The sequence below is a fragment of the Halomonas sp. 707B3 genome, from assembly GCF_024158645.1.
GTDB classification, from domain to species: Bacteria; Pseudomonadota; Gammaproteobacteria; order Pseudomonadales; family Halomonadaceae; genus Vreelandella; species Vreelandella lionensis.
On record NZ_JAMZBE010000002.1, the window covers coordinates 14657 to 33800 of the forward strand.

Annotated in this window: 15 protein-coding genes; 7 read left to right on the plus strand and 8 right to left on the minus strand. The window is 58.9% G+C overall.

Annotated elements, in window-relative coordinates:
- Positions 1-50: 50 nt before the first annotated feature.
- Genes BIS10_RS00405 through cysP form a run of 4 tightly spaced genes read right to left on the minus strand, consistent with a single transcriptional unit; the run spans position 51 to position 3870 of the window.
- Entirely contained in the window at positions 51-1145 is a 1095-nt protein-coding gene (locus tag BIS10_RS00405; RefSeq protein WP_253501195.1) for a sulfate/molybdate ABC transporter ATP-binding protein, read from the minus strand.
- Entirely contained in the window at positions 1142-1969 is an 828-nt protein-coding gene (gene cysW / locus BIS10_RS00410) for a sulfate ABC transporter permease subunit CysW (RefSeq protein WP_253501197.1), read from the minus strand. The genes BIS10_RS00405 and cysW overlap by 4 nt, the downstream gene beginning before the upstream one ends.
- Positions 1969-2823, minus strand: a complete 855-nt coding sequence (gene cysT, locus BIS10_RS00415; RefSeq protein WP_062374276.1) for a sulfate ABC transporter permease subunit CysT — start codon at positions 2821-2823, stop codon at positions 1969-1971. Before cysT ends, cysW begins: the two co-directional genes overlap by 1 nt.
- A gap of 9 nt (positions 2824-2832) precedes the next feature.
- Positions 2833-3870 carry a thiosulfate ABC transporter substrate-binding protein CysP gene (gene cysP, locus BIS10_RS00420; protein WP_301281920.1) on the minus strand — a complete coding sequence of 346 codons (1038 nt, stop codon included), beginning with the start codon at positions 3868-3870 and terminating at the stop codon, positions 2833-2835.
- 218 nt (positions 3871-4088) lie between these two features.
- Between cysP and rpe the strand changes: the two genes are divergently transcribed.
- On the plus strand, positions 4089-4787 hold the full coding sequence (gene rpe, locus BIS10_RS00425) for a ribulose-phosphate 3-epimerase (protein ID WP_253501199.1): 699 nt from the start codon (positions 4089-4091) through the stop codon (positions 4785-4787).
- 57 nt (positions 4788-4844) lie between these two features.
- Here the strand turns inward: rpe and BIS10_RS00430 are convergent, their stop codons facing one another.
- On the minus strand, positions 4845-6143 hold the full coding sequence (locus BIS10_RS00430; RefSeq protein ID WP_253501201.1) for an NAD(P)/FAD-dependent oxidoreductase: 1299 nt from the start codon (positions 6141-6143) through the stop codon (positions 4845-4847).
- 134 nt (positions 6144-6277) lie between these two features.
- Between BIS10_RS00430 and BIS10_RS00435 the strand changes: the two genes are divergently transcribed.
- Positions 6278-6946 carry a phosphoglycolate phosphatase gene (locus BIS10_RS00435; RefSeq protein WP_253501203.1) on the plus strand — a complete coding sequence of 223 codons (669 nt, stop codon included), beginning with the start codon at positions 6278-6280 and terminating at the stop codon, positions 6944-6946.
- Positions 6947-6949: 3 nt separating this feature from the next.
- Here BIS10_RS00435 and BIS10_RS00440 read toward each other — a convergent pair whose 3' ends face one another.
- Complete coding sequence (locus BIS10_RS00440; protein WP_253501207.1) at positions 6950-7867, minus strand: metal ABC transporter solute-binding protein, Zn/Mn family; 918 nt, start codon at positions 7865-7867, stop codon at positions 6950-6952.
- A 291-nt stretch (positions 7868-8158) separates the two neighbouring features.
- Here BIS10_RS00440 and BIS10_RS00445 point away from each other — a divergent pair, with 291 nt between their 5' ends.
- The 5 genes from BIS10_RS00445 to trpC all read left to right on the plus strand — a co-directional run bounded on the left by BIS10_RS00445 (position 8159) and on the right by trpC (position 15268).
- Entirely contained in the window at positions 8159-9895 is a 1737-nt protein-coding gene (locus BIS10_RS00445) for an NADH-ubiquinone oxidoreductase-F iron-sulfur binding region domain-containing protein (protein ID WP_253501223.1), read from the plus strand.
- On the plus strand, positions 9892-12708 hold the full coding sequence (gene fdhF / locus BIS10_RS00450; protein WP_253501226.1) for a formate dehydrogenase subunit alpha: 2817 nt from the start codon (positions 9892-9894) through the stop codon (positions 12706-12708). The genes BIS10_RS00445 and fdhF overlap by 4 nt, the downstream gene beginning before the upstream one ends.
- Positions 12709-12794: 86 nt before the next feature.
- Positions 12795-13400, plus strand: a complete 606-nt coding sequence (locus BIS10_RS00455) for an aminodeoxychorismate/anthranilate synthase component II (protein WP_083024600.1) — start codon at positions 12795-12797, stop codon at positions 13398-13400.
- 36 nt (positions 13401-13436) lie between these two features.
- Positions 13437-14456 carry an anthranilate phosphoribosyltransferase gene (trpD, locus tag BIS10_RS00460; protein ID WP_062374264.1) on the plus strand — a complete coding sequence of 340 codons (1020 nt, stop codon included), beginning with the start codon at positions 13437-13439 and terminating at the stop codon, positions 14454-14456.
- A gap of 8 nt (positions 14457-14464) precedes the next feature.
- Complete coding sequence (trpC, locus tag BIS10_RS00465; RefSeq protein WP_083024598.1) at positions 14465-15268, plus strand: indole-3-glycerol phosphate synthase TrpC; 804 nt, start codon at positions 14465-14467, stop codon at positions 15266-15268.
- Between the two features lie 42 nt (positions 15269-15310).
- On the opposite strand, the gene BIS10_RS00470 is transcribed toward trpC, so the two are convergent.
- On the minus strand, positions 15311-18412 hold the full coding sequence (locus BIS10_RS00470) for an FAD-binding and (Fe-S)-binding domain-containing protein (RefSeq protein ID WP_253501229.1): 3102 nt from the start codon (positions 18410-18412) through the stop codon (positions 15311-15313).
- 88 nt (positions 18413-18500) lie between these two features.
- A complete protein-coding gene (locus BIS10_RS00475) occupies positions 18501-19091 on the minus strand; it encodes a DUF4202 domain-containing protein (RefSeq protein WP_253501232.1) in 591 nt (196 codons plus the stop codon).
- Between the last annotated feature and the right edge of the window lie 53 nt (positions 19092-19144).

Below are 19144 nucleotides of genomic sequence, written 5' to 3' on the forward strand. Positions count from 1 at the left end.
CAATAATCGCGGCAGTATAGCGTTGTGCTAGCCTGCCGCGCTAGCAATCCTTAAGCCACTCGTGCCTGCTGCTCAGGTGTTTTAGCGTCTTCTTTAAAGCGATGCCACTGGCGCGGGTGAGCAAACAAGCGCTGCCCCCGGCGCATGTGCAGGCGCTCAAAATCGGCGTGGCGAACGGTGGCTAGCCACGGTTTTGCCAGCCAGTCGGCCTCGAGTTCCACGCGTACTTCGGCACCGACCGGGGAGATAGCGGTAATCGTCACCGGCAGGTGGCTTTCAGCGCTGGGTTCTTCCGCCAACCGCACCTCATGGGGGCGCAGCAGCAGCTCTTCATCGCCATCGGGTAAGTCCACGTTGAGATGCGCATCGCCGCAGGTCAGCATGCCATTGCGCACGCGGCCCTCTAGGTGGTTCACATCACCCAAAAACTCAAATACAAAGCGGTTCTTCGGCGCGCGGTAGAGGGTGTCTGGCGTGTCGATTTGCTCGATACGGCCGTTACTCATCACCACCACACGGTCAGAAAGCTCCAGCGCTTCTTCCTGGTCGTGGGTGACGAACACACTGGTAAAGTTCAGTTCGTCGTGCAGGCGGCGCAGCCAGCGGCGAAGGTCTTGGCGAACCTTGGCATCCAGGGCGCCAAACGGCTCGTCCAGCAGCAGGACGTCAGGCTCTACAGCAAGCGCGCGCGCCAGCGATACGCGCTGCTGTTGCCCACCCGAGAGCTGGGCAGGCAAGCGGTTGGCTAAGTGCTGTAGCTGCACCATCTCAAGGAGCCTGAAGACTCGCGCCCGAATTTCACCGTTGGAGGGACGGCGCTTTTTCGGCATCACCGTAAGGCCAAACGCCACGTTGTCATAAACGCTCATATGACGAAACAGGGCGTAGTGCTGAAAAACAAAGCCGATGCGGCGGTCGCGTACATGCACATTGGTCACGTCGCGGTCGCCAAAAAGAATTTTACCCGGCTGCGGCGAGCTATCGGCGTTCTCTAAGCCAGCAATGATACGCAGCAGGGTGGTTTTGCCCGAACCAGAAGGACCTAGCAGACCTACTAATTCACCTTCGTGAATATCCAGGTTAATCGGTTCAAGCGCCTGGGTGTTGGCAAAGTGCTTGGCAATATTCTGTAAGCGAATACTCATGTGTATGCCTCCCGGCGCGATGCGCGCCATTCAAGGCCTGCCTTGGCCGCAAGAGTTAACAGGGCAATCAGGGCCAGCAGGGCGGCGCTCGCAAACGCACCCACGGCGTTGTAATCCTGATACAGCTGCTCAAGGTGCAGCGGTAGCGTGTTGGTTTGCCCACGAATGGCCCCTGAGACAACCGAGACCGCGCCAAATTCACCCACCGCGCGGGCGTTGGTAAGGATGATGCCGTAGAGCAGTGCCCAGCGAATGTTGGGTAGCGTGACCCGCCAAAACGTCGTCCAGCCGGAAGCGCCCAGCGTTACGGCGGCTTCTTCTTCCCGTGAGCCTTGGGCCTGCATGAGCGGGATTAACTCTCGCGCCACAAAGGGGCAGGTGACGAAAATGGTGACCATCAGAATGCCCGGCCAAGCGAACATCAACTGAATATCGTGAGTATCGAGCCAACTGCCAATCCAGCCGTTGCGGCCATACAGCAGTAGATAAATTAAGCCAGCGACCACAGGAGAAACGGCAAACGGAATATCAATCAGCGTTTGCAGAATGCGCCGCCCTGGGAAGCTAAAGCGCGTCACCAGCCACGCCAGCGCGACGCCAAACACCAAGCAAATGGGGATAGTCATTAACGCAATGACCAGCGTAAGGCCAATGGCGTGGAGGGTGAAGGTATTGCTCACGTTCTCCCAAAACACCGCCACACCTTGGGAGAACGCCTGAGCAAAAATAGCCACCAACGGCAGCAGTAAAAATAGCGCAGACAACAGTAGGGCTGCGCCAATTAATAAGCGCCGCACTAAAGGCGCATCACCAATCCGGCGCATTATCCTTTACCTCCATGCAGGCGACGCACAAAGCGGCCCTGCCAGATATTGATGGCGAGCAGCAGCGCCAACGAAACAAACAGCACCACCGAGGCAATGGCAGACGCCCCGGCGTAGTCATACTCCTGCAGTTTGACGAAGATCATCAGCGCGGTAATTTCGGTTTCGTAAGGCATATTGCCTGCGATAAAAATAATCGCCCCGAACTCACCTAATGAGCGTACGAAGGCAAGCCCGGTGCCGGTGACGAGCGCGGGCCATAGATGCGGCATAATCACACGGCGAAACGCCACGCCGTCGGTAGCACCCAGGGACATCGCGGCTTCGTCCACCTCGGCAGGCAAATCTTCCAGCACCGGCTGCACCGTGCGCACCACGAAGGGAATACTGGTGAAGGCCATCGCCAGGGCAATCCCTACCCAGGTATACGCGATCTGAAGCCCCATCGGCTCGATGATACTGCCTACCCAGCCATTACCCGCATAGAGCGTGGCCAGGGTGATGCCAGCCACGGCAGTGGGCAGGGCGAAGGGGAGGTCCATCAAGGCATCGAGCAGGCGTTTGCCAGGGAACTCATAGCGCACTAGCACCCACGCCAACAGTAGGCCAAACACTGCGTTCACCAGCGCCGCCACGGCTGCCGCGCCGATGGTGACCATATAGCTGGCGACGACGCGGCCTTCGGTGATGATGGCAAAGTACTCGGCCAGGCTTAGTTCAGAAAGCTGGCCAAACAGCCCGGTAATGGGGAGTAGCAGTACCAGCGAAATAAATAGCACGCTGATACCCATAGATAGGCCAAAACCCGGCAGCACGCGTGTGCTGCCGGATCGCCAAAATGCTAATTGGCTCATGGGGTTCCGTTAACGACGTTGCAGTTGATCAAGCAGAGCACCGCCTTCGAAGTGGTTCTCCATCGCTTCTTCCCAGCTGCCGAACACGTTTTCGACTTCAAACAGTTCGGTATCGGGGAACTGGTCGGCAAACTCTTCTACCACAGTGTCGTTATGGACACGGTAGTTAAAGCCTGCCAGCTGACGCTGGGCGTCTTCGGTATAGAGGTACTCTAAGTAGCTTTGGGCTAAGTCGCTGTTGCCGTTACGTTCGGCGTTTTCACCCACCACCGCGACCGGGAATTCCGCCAGAATGCTCACCGGCGGGACGATTACTTCGTAGTCATCGCTGCCGTATTCGCTGCGGATGTTATTCACTTCAGACTCAAAGCTGATCAGTACGTCGCCAATGCCGCGCTCGATAAAGCTGGTTGTGGCACCGCGACCGCCGGTGTCGAATACCGCTACGTTGCGCAGGAAGGTGCGCATGAAGTCTTGGATCTTCTCTTCATCTCCATCGAATTCATTCTCGGCGAAGCCCCAGGCAGCCAGGTACGTGTAGCGGCCGTTACCGGAGGTTTTCGGGTTCGGGAAGACCATCTGCACGTCTTCTTTAACGAGGTCATCCCAGCTTTCGATGCCTTTCGGGTTGCCTTTGCGCACCAGGAAAGCGGTGGTGGAGTAGTAGGGCGAAGCGTTGTTCTCAAACGCATCCTGCCAATCCTCAGCCACCAAGCCTGCATCGGCTAGTACTTGAACGTCGGTGACTTGGTTAAACGTCACTACGTCCGCACGCAGGCCCTGCATAATGGCGCGCGCCTGGGCAGAGGAGCCACCGTGGGACTGGCTGATAGCGATCTCTTCGCCATGCTCCTCTTCCCACCACGCCTGGAACTCCGGGTTAATCGCGGCGAACAGCTCGCGGGCGATGTCATAGGAGGAGTTCAGTAGCTCGCGCTCCTGAGCGACGGCGGCGCTGGAGAAGGTCATGCCAGAAACGGCGGTGCCAACGGCAACGGCCAGTAGGCTACGGCGAAGGCCAGTACGGAATGCAGAGGATAGCGTCATTGCAGACTCCTTAATTCTGGGGGCGATTTAGTCGCGATGCCGTTAAGGTTAAACCTAGGATTGTGGAATTACAATTGTGTTTTATATTCTATTTGGAAATATCTGTTTAAGGATATGCATTGACGGCAAGCGTGCTGCATGACCGTCACGTGTAATAGGGCTTCGTGTGTGGCTCTGGTAAGATGGCCCCTTTATTTTTATTACCTGAGGACCCCTTCATGAGCGCTGCACAGGATTTTTTGATTGCCCCTTCGATACTCTCCGCTAACTTTGCGCGGCTGGGCGAGGAGGTAGACAACGTGCTAGCGGCCGGCGCCGATGTGGTTCATTTCGACGTCATGGATAATCATTACGTGCCGAACCTGACTATTGGGCCGATGGTATGTAAGGCGCTGCGCGACCATGGCGTAACGGCACCCATCGATGTGCACCTGATGGTGAAGCCGGTGGATCGCATGATTAGCGATTTTATTGAGGCGGGTGCCAGCTACATCACTTTCCACCCCGAAGCCTCTGAGCATATTGATCGTTCGCTGCAGCTGATTCGTGATGGTGGTTGTAAAGCGGGGCTGGTGTTTAACCCGGCCACGCCGCTTTCGTATCTTGATTACGTAATGGACAAGGTCGATATGGTGCTGCTGATGAGCGTCAACCCCGGCTTTGGCGGCCAGTCGTTTATCCCCGGCACGCTGAACAAGCTGCGTGAGGCACGGGCGCGTATTGACGCTTCGGGCTTGCCCATTCGCTTGGAGATTGATGGTGGCGTGAAAGTCGACAACATTGCCGAGATCGCCGCCGCCGGTGCCGACACCTTTGTAGCGGGTTCAGCGATCTTTAACGCCCACCAGGCAAGCGACCCCCACGGCTACGACAGCGTAATTCAGCAGATGCGCGCGGAGCTGGCTAAGGTTCGCTGATACGGAAGGCGCGCTAAGACACAAGAGGGGCGGGCTGATCCCGCCCTTTGCATGTCTTTAGTGCAGTTTCATACGTGGCTTGAGGTAGCGGTTCAGTTTATCCACCAGCCATGCAAGCCCGGTTTTTGGTGCGCCGTGAATAGAGAGCTGATGCATGCGGTAGAGCGATGCATAGGCTTGCCGCGCCAGCCAGCCCTCCAAAAACAAGCCGCGAGAGGCGGAGCTGCGCATGAGGTTGCCTACCGCGTCGTAACGGGCGAGGGATACAAGCGAGCCGTGATCGCGATATTGAAAGTCGCGTAGAGGCTTTTTATCCAGGCAATGCTCCAGGTTTTTGGCGAGTAACTTCGCCTGCTGGTGGGCGGCCTGAGCGCGAGGCGGCACTGTGGCATCACTGCCCTGGGGGCAGCAAGCGCAGTCGCCCATCGCAAAAATATAGGGGTCGTCTACGCTCTGCAGCGTCTGTTTGACGTTAATCTGGTTGCGCTTGTTGGTGCTTAAGCCCAGTTCGGTGAGAAACGGCGGCGCTTTAATGCCTGCGGCCCATACGTTGAGATCGGTTTCAATCACCTCTCCGTCGCCTGTCACCAGCTGGTACTCCTGGGCTTCTTGAATCGCCGTGCCCACATGCACGGTCACCCCCATGCTCTCCAACTCCTGCTGAACGGTCTGGCTGATGCGTTCAGACAAGCCGGGGAGCAGGCGCGGTGCCGCTTCAATCAAATGCACACTGATCGTTTGGTGATCCACCGCCGTGACGCCATAGGCATTGAGCAGGCGCGAGGCGTCTAACAATTCCGCCGAAAGCTCCACCCCTGTTGCACCGCCACCCACAATCCCAATGGTGAGCTGGGTATTCTGGCGCAAATTGGGGTCGGTATAGCGCAGGAAGGTATTAATCATATCCCGCTGGAAGGCTTTGGCCTGCTGTGGGGAGTCAATAAAGTGGCAGTGCTCTGCGACCCCCTTGGTACCAAAGTCATTCGAGATACTGCCAAGTGACAGCACTAAATAGTCGTAAGTGAGCTGGCGGGCGGGCAGCACCTCCACGCCATCTTCGTCTTCAATGGGCGCCAGGTGAATGACCTTCTGTTCCCGATCCAGACCGTTGAGCGAGCCGCGCTGATAGCGGTAGTAGTGGGCCGAGGAGTGCCCGCGATAATCCACTTCATCCATGCTGGAGTTCAGCACCCCGGTGGCCAGCTCATGCAGCAGCGGCTTCCATACGTGGGTGGCGTTGCGGTCAAGCAGGACAATCTCAGCGCGCTTTTTTTTACCTAGCGTATGTCCAAGACGGGTGGCTAGGGCTAGCCCGCCCGCGCCGCCGCCCACAATCACAATTCGGGGAATGGCCATTACTCTCTCCTTGGCAAATATAGCCACAGCATAGAACCTTCTGCAGTGTATGACGAAGGGCTAAGTAGGTAAGATGATCAAATTAATCGACATTATTGCTAACTAGCAGCCGAAACACATAAGTGAGGCCACGCGTGCATACCATTTTGCAAGGAAAGCGGTTAATCGCCTTTGATTTAGACGGCACGTTAATTGACTCAGTGCCCGATTTGGCCGTTGGCGTGCAGCGGGCGCTGCAAGAAGTTGGGCTGGCGCAGCCGAGTGAAGATCAGGTGCGCGATTGGGTGGGCAACGGCGCGCAGGTACTGGTAGAGCGAGCCCTGACGTGGGCGCTGAACGTCGCACCTGAGGCGATGCTGCAACAAAACGCCTATGAAGCGTTTATGCGCCACTACGGGGCCGCACCCAATGCATTAACCAAACTCTACCCGGGTGCCTTTGAGGCGCTTCATGCGCTGCATGAGGCGGGTTTTGTGCTGGCCTTGATTACCAATAAACCCGAGCGGTTCATTGCGCCTATTTTAAGCCACTTTGGTGTGCTGGCGCTGTTCACGTCTACCGTGGGCGGCGACTCGCTGGCTGAGAAAAAACCCAGCCCGTTGCCGCTTCTGCATGTTGCCCATACGCTGGATATTGCCCCCTCGGCGAGCGTGATGGTGGGGGACTCTCGCCATGATATCGCGGCGGGTAAGGCGGCGGGCTTTACGACGGTGGCACTGCCATATGGCTATAACCACGGCGACCCCATCGAGCAGAGCCACCCGGATCTGATAGTGGCATCGCTTCGCGAGCTGGTTAGCTAGCGCCTACTCCTCGGCCCTGGCACCTCCCAGCGCTTCATGCAACAGCTCGGCATTGTGGCGCAGCATCGCCGGGTAGTTGTAGGCGGGGCCATCGGTATCACTCAGCGTATCCACATAGAGCGGGCCTGCTAGCGTAAGGCCAGCCTCTCGCGCTAGGGCATCCATATGGATATAGGGCGTCGTGCTTTCATAAAACAGCGCGGGCGGACGTTTGTCGGTTAAGCGTTTGCTCATGATTTCCATAGCCTGGGCGCTGCCCAGTGTCTCGCTGCCTAGGCCCCAAATCGCGGCATACTCAAAGCCGTAAGCGTGGGCAAAATAGCCAAAAGCCGCTTCACTGGTAGTGAGTATACGATTGGTTTGCGGAATCCCCTCCAGGCGCTCTTTTATCTGCTGGTCGAGTAGGGCAAGCGCCTCCCTGGCTTGCACCGCTCGAGCCTGAAAAGCGGCTGCTTTGTCGGGATAGCGTACGCTTAGGGTGTGAGTGATTACCTCGATATAAGCGGCAGCCCCTTTTGGGTCCATCCACATATGGGGGTCCGGATTGCCTTTATGCTGACCCACTGGAATCGTCAGCGGCGCATAGTTGGCGCTTTCGGCCAGAGCCATTAGCGTTAGCGTGTCGTTGGCCATCGCTTCTACATGACGGATCCATGGCTCTAGCCCGTGGCCGTTGTAAAACACAATATCGGCCTCTTCCACTGCAAGTACGTTAGGGGGCGTCAGCTCCCAGCGGTGAACATCATCGCCCACCGGTACAATCGTCGTGATGCTGATATCATCGCCTGCCACACGCTTGACTAAATCTTCGATGACCGAAAACGACGCTATCACTTTAATCGAAGTGGCCGCGAATGCCTGGGGGGTGATGAATGTCGCCACTAATAAGAGCGTGATTATCCAGGGTGCCCGCTTGTCCATACCACGCTCCTAACCTATTAAAATGACGGCAAATCATAAAGAGTGTCCTGCTTTGTTGCTAGAGCCATTGCCGCGCTTTGCTTTAGAGCAAAGCGTAGTGCCAACTCCTGCAAACGAAGTGGTTTCACCCACGCCTGTTAACCTCTATGCTTTAAAAAAATGCCGCTTAATAACGACATGGTGGACAAAATAGCTACTATCTATGTTCGCCTAGCCCTAAGCCTAGTCTTCTTTTGACAAGCGTAGCTTTTTTTAAATCACTCTTTTGAACAGCTTTCTGGATAGCGTGTCATGACCTCTCAAAATGGTATGTCCTCTCGCCGCCGCGGGTACCCTAAAGGGCGTGATGTAGCGCCTGTCGCACTGGCGGCGCTGCGTGACCTGTTAGGCGATGAGCGCCGGACGCCCAGCCTGAAGCGTCGCGACCTGTTGATAGAGCATCTACACGCCATTCAGGATGCCCACGGCCACTTATCGCTTGTGGAACTGCGCGCCCTGGCAGCCTATATGAACCTGCCCATGGCAGCGGTGTACGAGACGGCGACGTTCTATGCCCATTTCGATGTGGTGCACGACCACCAAGCGCCCCCGCCGGATACCACAATTCGCGTCTGTGATTCTCTTTCCTGCCAATTAGCGGGGGCCAGTGCGCTACACAAAGCGTTGGAAGCCCGCGTCGATCCTGACTGTGTACGGGTGATCCGTGCGCCCTGCATGGGCCGCTGCGATACCGCGCCGGTGGCAGAAGTGGGCCATTACCATGTGCTGTATGCCACCGCAGAAGGCGTCGAAGCCGTGGTGGATACCGGCCACTTTCATCCTGAAGCGATTTTGTGGCAGCGGCTTGACGCCTATCAGCAGGCAGGTGGTTATCAGTTACTGGCCCATGTGCGCAGCGGTAAGATCAGCATTGATGAGGTGCTGCAGGCGCTTGAAGCGTCGGGCCTGCGAGGCTTGGGAGGCGCGGGCTTCCCTACGTTTAAAAAGTGGCAGGCCGTGCGCCAAGCCGCCGGGCCGCGCTACTGCGTGATTAACGCTGATGAGGGCGAGCCGGGGACGTTTAAAGACCGCTACTATTTAGAGCGTGCGCCGCATCAATTTCTTGAGGGCGCGCTGGTCAGCGCCTGGGCGATAGAGGCCGAGGCGCTTTATATCTATTTGCGCGATGAGTACCCCGGCCTACACCGCGTGCTTCATGAAGCGATTGCAGAGCTTGAGCAGGCTGGATTAGTGGCGCCTGGATTTATCATCATGCGCCGGGGTGCGGGGGCTTATATCTGTGGCGAGGAGTCGGCGCTCATTGAATCCCTGGAAGGCAAGCCCGGCAAGCCGCGCCACCGCCCGCCTTACGTAGCCCAACAGGGGCTGTTTGGCCGCCCCACGCTGGTCAATAACGTTGAAACCGTCTACTGGATTCCTGCCATTTGGCACAAAGGGGCGGAATGGTTTGCTGGGCATGGGCGCAACGGTCGACGAGGCCTGCGCAGTTTTTCTGTCTCTGGGCGAGTGAGCAAGCCCGGCGTGTACTTAGCGCCAGCAGGCATTACGCTGCGCGAGTTGATAGAGGAGTATGCGGGCGGCATGTCGGAAGGGCATTCGCTGGCCGCTTACCTGCCCGGCGGCGCCTCGGGTGGCATTCTGCCCGCCAGCAAAGCCGATGTGCCGCTGGATTTCGACACGCTGCAGGCACACGGCAGTTTTATTGGGTCAGCGGCGATTATCGTGCTGTCTGATCAGGATAACCTTCAGGCGGTGGCCACCAATCTGCTGGCTTTTTTTGCCGATGAATCCTGCGGGCAGTGTACGCCTTGCCGGGTAGGCACCGAGAAAATGCTCAGTTTGCTAGAGCAACCCACATGGGATGTGCAGGCGCTCACTCGACTGGCGCAGGTGATGCAGGACGCCTCGATTTGCGGCCTGGGGCAGGCGGCACCGAACCCTGTGTTAGGGCTACTCAAGGATTTCCGCCCTGCGCTTGCCCAGCAGCAGATTATCGTCAGCGATGCCGCTGAAGGGAGTGCACCATGACCGCTTCGTTCACTATTGTCTTGGATGATCAAGAAGTCACTGCCTACCCCGGAGAATCCCTTTGGCAGGTGGCCAAGCGCGCTGGAGAGACCATTCCCCACCTCTGTTTCAAAGATGCCCCCGGCTACCGCGCCGATGGCAACTGCCGGGCCTGTATGGTGGAAGTGGAAGGCGAGCGCGTGCTGGCAGCAAGCTGTATCCGCGAGGCCAAACCCGGCATGGTGGTGCGCAGCGCCCACTCGCCCCGTGCCACACAAGCGCGTGAAACGGTATTGGAACTGCTGATGGCCGACCAGCCCAGCCGCGCCCAAAGCCCTGACCGCTCCAGCCACTTCTGGGAAGTAGCCGACCAGTTGGCGGTCGACGAAGCGGCCGTTAAGTCGTGGCTGCCGCCACGCCGTAAAGCAGCCGTCAACCATGCAGCGGCTGCGCCAACGGTGAGCCAGCCAGATACCAGCCACCCGGCGATGCACGTCGACTTGGACGCCTGCATTACCTGCAACCTGTGCGTGCGCGCCTGCCGCGAGGTGCAGAGTAACGATGTCATCGGCATGGCGCAGCGGGGCGCCGCCGCCACCGTGGTATTTGATTTTGCCGACCCGATGGGCCAGAGCACCTGCGTGGGCTGCGGCGAGTGCGTGCAAGCATGCCCCACCGGCGCATTGATGCCCGCCACCGTGGTCAATGCCGCAGGTCAGGGCGATTCTCAAAGCCAGCGACAGGTGGATTCCGTGTGCCCCTACTGCGGGGTGGGCTGCCAGCTGACGTACCATATTAACGACGATGCCCTGGCCTATGTGGAAGGACGCAACGGCCCCGCTAACCAGAACCGCCTGTGCGTGAAAGGCCGGTTTGGGTTTGATTACGTGAGCCACCCGACACGCCTGACCAAGCCGCTGATACGCTTACCGGGTATTCCTAAGACGCTCGACTCTACCTTTGACCCTGCCAATCCATTTAGCCACTTCCGCGAAGCCAGCTGGGACGAAGCGCTGGAAATCGCGGCGGGCGGCCTAATGGCGATTAAGCAGGCGCAAGGCCCCAAAGCATTGGCGGGCTTTGGCAGCGCCAAGTGCTCTAACGAAGAGGCGTGGCTATTTCAGAAGCTGGTGCGTACCGGCTTTGGCAGCAATAACGTGGACCACTGCACGCGGCTTTGCCATGCCAGTTCTGTCGCAGCGCTGATGGAGTGCCTGGGTTCAGGCGCGGTGACCGCTTCGTTTATGCAGGCGCTGGAGGCCGATGTGGTGATTCTCACCGGCTGCAACCCGGCGGTGAATCACCCCGTAGCGGCAACATTCTTCAAGCAGGCAGCCAAGCAGGGCACCGAGATCATTATTCTCGACCCTCGCGGGCAGGCGTTGGATGCTTACGCAACCATGAGCGTGCGCTTTACACCGGGGGCGGATGTATCGCTGTTCAACGCGCTGCTCCACGTGATCATCGCGGAAGGCCTGTATAACCAAGCCTATATCGACGCCCACACCGAAGGCTTTGAAGCGCTCAAGCAGAGCGTGGCGCACAGCACACCGGACGCCATGAGCGCGCTGTGCGGCGTAGCCCCCGACACTATTCGTGAGGTGGCGCGCCGCTACGCCAACGCCGAGAAAGCGATGATTTTCTGGGGCATGGGTATTTCTCAGCACACCCACGGCACCGACAATGCCCGCTGTTTGATCTCGTTGGCACTGGCCTGCGGCCACACCGGTCGCCCCGGCACAGGCCTGCACCCGCTGCGCGGTCAAAATAACGTGCAGGGTGCCTCGGATGCGGGGCTGATTCCCATGGTGCTGCCGGACTACCAGCCTGTGGGCGATAGCCAGCTGCGTGCCGCGTTTGAAGAGCTATGGAACACGCCGCTGAGCGATGAGCCTGGGCTGACGGTGGTGGAAGTGATGAATGCGATTCACGCAGGCGAGGTGCGCGGTATGTACATTTTGGGTGAAAACCCAGCGATGTCTGACCCGGATCTTACCCACGCCCGCGCCGCGCTGGGTAAGCTTGAGCATTTGGTGGTGCAGGATCTGTTTATCACCGAAACCGCTCAGTTCGCGGACGTGATTCTGCCTGCTTCTGCGTGGCCCGAAAAAGACGGCACCGTGACCAACACTAACCGCCAAGTACAGCTGGGCAGGGCGGCCTTACCGCTGCCAGGAGAAGCTAAGCCGGACTGGTGGATCATCCAAGAGATCGCTAATCGCTTTGGGCTGGGCTGGCGCTATCAGCACCCGCAAGAAGTGTTTGCCGAAATGCAGCAGGGCATGCACTCGTTCAATCACATTAGCTGGGAGCGGCTAGCGCGGGAGAACTCCGTCACATACCCCTGCCCAGCCGAGGATGCCCCCGGCCAGGACGTGGTCTTTAGCGACGCCTTTCCGCGCGCTGGCGGGCTGGCTAAATTCGCCCCCACGCGCCCGCTCCCGCCGGACGAGCCGGTGGATGACGCGTACCCCACGGTACTGACCACCGGCCGCCAGTTGGAGCATTGGCATACGGGCTCCATGACGCGGCGTGCCCAGGTGCTCGACGCCCTAGAGCCAGAGGCGGTTGCCAGTCTCTCACCGGGCGAACTCAACCGCCTGGGGGTGGCACCGGGCGAGAAGCTCACCATAACCACGCGGCGTGGAACGATTACGCTGACCGCCCGAGTGGACGATAAAATCCCCGATGGGATGGTGTTTGTGCCGTTTGCCTATGCCGAGGCCGCCGCCAATCTGCTCACCAACCCGGCCCTGGACCCCTATGGTAAAATACCCGAGTTCAAGTACGCTGCCTGCCGACTGGAGCGGGCAGCAGTGCCGCAGCCCCACTAAGCGCTTGCTGCCCCTGCAAGGAGTGTCTGGGTTGGGGTATCATCCTGCCAGTGCGGTTTTATTTATGTGATGGAGTAAGCGGGGCGATGGCGCAAGCGCAGGCAGTGCAACGGGTGTTGATGCTGGATAACTACGACAGCTTCACGTTTAACATCGTCCAGTACCTGGGTGAGCTGGATGCCGAGGTGATGACCTATCGCAACGATGAGATTACCCTGGAGCAGATGCGTGCCCTGGCGCCTACCCATCTGGTGATTTCGCCCGGCCCGTGTACACCCAACGAGGCGGGCATTTCGCTAGCGGCCATCGAGCATTTTGCGGGCAAACTGCCTATTTTGGGCGTTTGCCTGGGGCATCAAGCCATCGGCCAGGTGTACGGCGGCAAAGTGGTGCGGGCACCCCAGGTGATGCACGGCAAAACCTCGGCCGTTGTACACCGTGGGCAGGGCGTGTTCAGCGGGCTGGAAAACCCGCTGGAAGTGACGCGCTATCACTCATTGGTGGTTGAGCAGGAGAGCCTGCCCGACTGCTTGGAAGTGACCGCCTGGACCGCCGAGGATGACGTAACGCCCGGGCTGATCATGGGCTTTCGTCATCGTACCCTTGATGTGGAAGGGGTACAGTTTCACCCTGAGTCGATACTCACGCGCCAGGGCCATGCGTTATTGGCCAATTTTTTACAACGCGGCTGATCGCCAAATTCATACGCTTTAGGGGCTTTCCTGCTCATGCAAATGCGAGACGCAATTAACGCGGTGATGCGCCGCGAAGACCTCTCTTTCAATGCGATGCACGCACTGATGCGCCAGATCATGACCGGCGAAGCCTCCGACGCGCAAATTGGCGGCCTGCTGGTGGGGCTGGCCATGAAAGGCGAAAGCGCTGAAGAGATTAGCGCCGCCGCCCAGGTGATGCGCGATTTAATGAAACGCGTCGAGCTACACACCGAGAACGTGGTGGATATCGTCGGCACCGGCGGCGATGGCGCGAACCTGTTTAATGTGTCCACGGCGTCTAGTTTTGTGGCCGCTGCTGGCGGTGCCCATGTGGCTAAACATGGCAATCGCAGCGTCTCCTCTTCTTCTGGCAGCGCCGATTTATTCGATATTGCTGGCATCTATCTCGACCTCAAGCCTGAACAAGTGGCGCGCTGCATTGAGCAGGTCGGCGTTGGCTTTATGTTCGCACCTAACCACCACCCAGCCATGCGCTATGCCATTGGGCCACGGCGGGAAATGGGCGTGCGTACGCTGTTTAATATTCTTGGCCCGTTAACCAACCCCGCCAGTGCGCCCAATCAAGTGCTGGGCGTATATTCAGCGGAGCTGGTGCCGCTGATGGCCGAAGTGTTGCGCAAGCTGGGTAGCCGCCATGTCATGGTGGTGCATTCTGAAGATGGCCTGGATGAGATCTCCCTGGCGGCGCCCACTCTGGTGGCGGAGCTAAAAGAGGGCGAGATTACCCAGTACACCATTACCCCGGAATCCCTGGGCATCGAGCGCCAAAGCCTCGCCACCCTTAAAGCGTCCAGCGCGGAAGATAGCCTGCGTTTGGTGAAAGCCGCACTTAGCGGTGAAGGAGCGGCGGCAGATATGGTGGCACTCAACGCCGGGGCTGCGCTTTACTGCGCGGGCGTGGCCGATAGCTTGAAAGAGGGCGTGATGGTGGCCCAGGATGCCCAGGCCTCCAAACTACCGCTTGAAAAGCTCAGAGAGCTTTCGCACTTCACTAGCGTCTTTAAAGGGTAAAACTTCCAATGAGTGACCAGGCAACGCCGACTATTTTAACGCGCATTTTGGCCCGTAAAGACCAGGAAGTCGCTGAGCGTCAGCAGGCGGTATCTGAGGCTGATCTGCTAGCGCTGGCGGAGAAGCAGAGCGCGCCCCGTGGCTTTATTGATGCATTGAATCAGCGTATTGCGGCAGGCGACGCAGCAGTGATCGCCGAGGTGAAAAAAGCCTCGCCCTCTAAAGGCGTGATGCGGGAAGAGTTTCACCCAGCGGATATTGCCAAAAGCTACGCCCAGGGCGGCGCAGCGTGCCTTTCCGTGCTGACCGATGCCGACTTCTTCCAGGGCCATGAGGATTACCTAATTGCCGCTCGCGATGCCTGCGACCTGCCGGTGATCCGCAAAGACTTTATCACCCACGGTTATCAGGTCACTGAAGCGCGCGCCATCGGTGCGGACTGCATCCTATTAATTGTGGCGGCGCTCAATGACACTCAACTGCGCGACCTGCACCAGCAGGCCAACGCATTGGGGATGGATGTGCTGGTGGAAGTTCACGATGCAGAGGAGCTAGAGCGCGCCCTGGCGTTGGATTTGAAGCTGGTGGGTATTAACAACCGCAACCTACACACCTTTGATACCAGCCTGAATACCACCTTGGACCTGCTGCCGCGTATCCCTGAAGGCGTGACCGTGATCACCGAATCCGGCATTCACACGCGTGATGACGTAGAGCTAATGCGTGACCACGAGGTCAATGGCTTTTTGGTGGGTGAAGCGTTTATGCGCGAAGAGGACCCTGGTTTGGCCCTCAAGCGGTTGTTTTTCTAAACGCCCACACGGATACCAGCAAGCCCCAGCAGGCCAGCCGCGTTAGCGGCTGGCCTGTTTGATACTGGTCAGCAGAGCTTGCAGAGGATGGGGCAGGGTTTGCGCTGAGTAGCGCTTCACCTGACTGCGGCAGGAGTAGCCGGTGGCCAGTAGCTTACCGCTGTTCTCCTCAGCTTCGACCTGGGGCTGCCAGGACTGGGCGTAAATCGTTTTAGAGGTGGCGACGTTACGGGTCTCATGGCCGTAGGTGCCGGACATGCCGCAGCAGCCCGTGGTGGCCAGCTCCAACTGCAAACCAAACGCTGCAAATACCTGCTGCCACGCTTTTGGGCTGCCCGGCGCATTGGTTTTTTCGGTGCAGTGGGAAAGCAGCTTAAAGCCTGGGTCCTTGAGCGTTAGCTGGCCGAGGGCGAGGGTGTTAACGCGGGTGGCTAGCCACTCCTGCAGCATCAGTACGTTCGGCACTTGCTCAGGGCCCAGCGCTTTGACGTACTCCTGGCGGTAGGTCAGCGTCATGGCGGGGTCGATGCCTACCATAGGAACCTCGAACTCGCTGAGTGCGCGAAGGCGTTTGGCCTGCTTCTCTGCCGTGCGCTCAAAGGCACCTAAAAAGCCCTGTACGTGCAGCGGCTTGCCGTTGGCGGAAAACGGCATGACAAACACGCGCAGGTTCAGCCGCGATAGCAGCTCTACCACATCCATCACCAGCTTGGCTTCAAAGTGGGTGGTGAAGGCGTCTTGCACAATCACGACGCTGTTGGCCCGCTGCTGCTCGGTGAGTAGCGCAAGCGATGTGGGCGTGGCTTCCGCAACGCCCCAGGCGCGCAGTTGCTTTTTCACGCTAGCACGGGAGAGTGCGGGGGAGTCGCTAATGCCGAGCCCTTTCTGCATGAGTTGCTCGACCCAGCGCTGGCCAAGGGCGGCGTTATACAGCGGAGCCATCTTGGTTAACGCAGGCAGCATAAATTCGGTGCCGCCAATCACGTAGTCGCGCAGCGGGCGCAGGTAGCGGCCGTGGTACACCTCCAAAAACTGCGAACGGAACTGGGGCACGTTGACTTTGATGGGGCACTGGCCCGCGCAGGATTTACACGCCAAGCAGCCCGCCATGGCGTCGTAGACTTCATGGGAGTAGTCGTGGTGCTGCTGGCGGCTAACGGTGTTCATCGCCCGCTTGGGGAAGCTTTTGATAAAGCCCCAGGTGCGCTCGGCTTTCTTTTTGCGCGACTCTTCCACCACGTCGATGCCCGCTTGCGACTGCAAGCGCAGCCACTCACGAATCAAGCTGGCGCGGCCTTTAGGGGAGTGGCGGCGGTCGCGGGTAGCCTTCCACGAGGGGCACATGGGGTCGTCCACATCGTAGTTGTAGCAAGCGCCGTTGCCGTTGCAGTACACCGCTGCGTCATAGGCCTGCCAGGCCCGCTCGTCAATGGTGCGGTCGAGCTGGCCGCGCATGGGAACACCATCGACGGTGAGTAGTTCCGGGTCGCTCTCTTTCGCAATCAGCGTGGTGCTTTCAGAAGGTGAAGCGATCTTGCCGGGGTTGAGCTGGTTGTGCGGGTCGAACGCCGCCTTGACCTGCTGTAGGCAGGGGTAAAGCTCACCGAAAAACTTCGGCCCGTACTCGGAGCGCACGCCTTTTCCGTGTTCGCCCCACAGCAGCCCGCCGTACTTCTGGGTGAGCGCAGCGACTTCATCAGAAATCTCGCGAATCAGAGCTTCCTGGGCGGGGTCTTTCATATCCAGCGCCGGGCGCACGTGTAGCACCCCCGCATCCACATGGCCGAACATGCCGTAGGAGAGCTTGCGTGCATCCAGCGCGGCGCGGAACTCGGTAATGAAGTCGGCCAAGTGTTCCGGCGGAACGGCGGTGTCTTCCACGAACGGCAGCGGACGCTTCTCCCCCTGAACGTTACCCAGCAGACCTACCGAGCGTTTGCGCATAGCGTAGACTTTCTGGATCTGCGGGCGGCCTTCCGCCAGGGTGTAGCCCAATCGCTCTACGGTGGCATCCTGGCTCAGGTGCTGGGTAAACGCCGTTACACGCGCTGCGAGCTGTTCGGGGTCATCGTCGTTGAACTCGATCAGGTTGATGCCCTGAATGGGCGTGCTGCCCGCCGGGAAAAATTCCGCCACGCTGTCCCAAACGAAGTCGTCCATCGCCAGTTGCAGCACGGTGTCGTCGATGGTTTCAATGGAGGTGGGCGATGCGCTGGCGGTCATCAGCGCCTTGGCATCCCGCAAGGCATCCATAAAGCTCGGGTAGCGAACATTCACTAGCGTAGAGTGCTTGGGAATCGGCAAGACGTTGAGCACGGCTTCGCTCAAAAAGCCCAGAGAGCCTTCTGAACCGCACAGCAGGCTATTCAGGTTGAGCTGGCCCTCTTCGCGTAGATGCGCCAGGTCGTAGCCGGTCAGGCAGCGGTTGAGCGGCGGGAACGTCGCCTCAATCAATTCGCGCTGCTGATCGATAATCGCAGCGGCGGTTTGGTGTACTTTACCCAGCACGCCTGCTTGCGCTAACGCCTGCTGCTCCTCTTCCGCGTTGAGTGGGCGGCTGTGTAAATGCTGCCCGCCGAGCAGAATCGTATCCAGCTCTAACACGTGGTGGCGGGTTTTGCCGTACTGGCAGCTACCTTGGCCACTAGCGTCGGTGGAGATCATGCCGCCAATGGTGGCGCGGTTAGAGGTGGAGAGTTCGGGGGCGAAAAACAGCCCGTGGGGCTTCAGCGCGGCGTTGAGCTGATCTTTGACCACGCCTGCCTGTACCCGCACACGGCGGGCTTCCACGTCAATCTCTTTGATTTGGTTCATATGGCGGGAGACATCCACCACGATGCCATCGGTCAGCGACTGGCCGTTGGTGCCGGTGCCGCCGCCCCGCGGGGTCAGGACGATATCCCGGTGGGGCAGCTCGGAGGCGAGCTTGGCAAGGCGCTCTAAGTCTTCGGCGTGTTTGGGAAACACCGCCGCCTGGGGAAGGCGCTGGTAAATCGAGTTATCCGTCGCCAGCACGGTGCGGTTGGCATAATCCGGCGCTATTTCACCTTCGAACCCGCGGGCGCGGAGGACGTCGAGAAAACGTACATAGCGGCTGTTCAGGCGTTCAAAAGGGGCCGTGCGAGAATCCAGGGATGCAATCATAGGGGGTTAAGCCGTCACTGCTGGAAGCGGGTAGGGGATAGCGCTACTTTACCGCAGCTACTGCGGCGGTGCATCTTGATGGGGCATCTCAGTGGCTGTCTAACGCCTCTTTGACGAGCGTTGCACAGGCGTCGTTCATGGGCAGCGTCAGGGCTAGCGCATGCGCCTGCGGCGACATCTTGCCCCAGGTCTTTTGCACAATGCGCACCATGTGGTCGTGCTCCACCTTGCGTGAGAAATCGGCGAAGTAGTTTTCTAAGAACACTAGGCAGGCGCAGTCTTCCAGGGCTTGCACATCGCTATCGCGCCCCAGGCCTTGCTTGCGAATCATGCTGGCGACGCGTTTGGCCTCCTCTTGGGAATAGCCCGCCTCTTCCATGAGTGCCGCCGTGGTATCACCTGCCTGGGCACTTTGGTCCCGCCGCCAAGTTAAGTAGCCAATGCGGCCTTCTGGGTAATCGCTTCGCGGCAGTTGCCAGCGCTGCAGATGCTGGGCGCGCACGGCTATGCTTAACAGCTCGTTAGGGGCATCCTGCAATTGTTCTAACCATCGGCTCATGCGCTGGGCATAGATAAGCTCTTGTGGCTGAGAAGTGCCATCTGCGAGAGTGGTTGGCCGGGGGTCTTGAGCATGAAGCGCATCAATAGCGGCAAGGGTGTGTTCAAAGGCAGAAGACATATCGGCTCGCTTAGTTCAGTGGTCAAGGTGACATCCTAGCAGCTTGTAGTTCG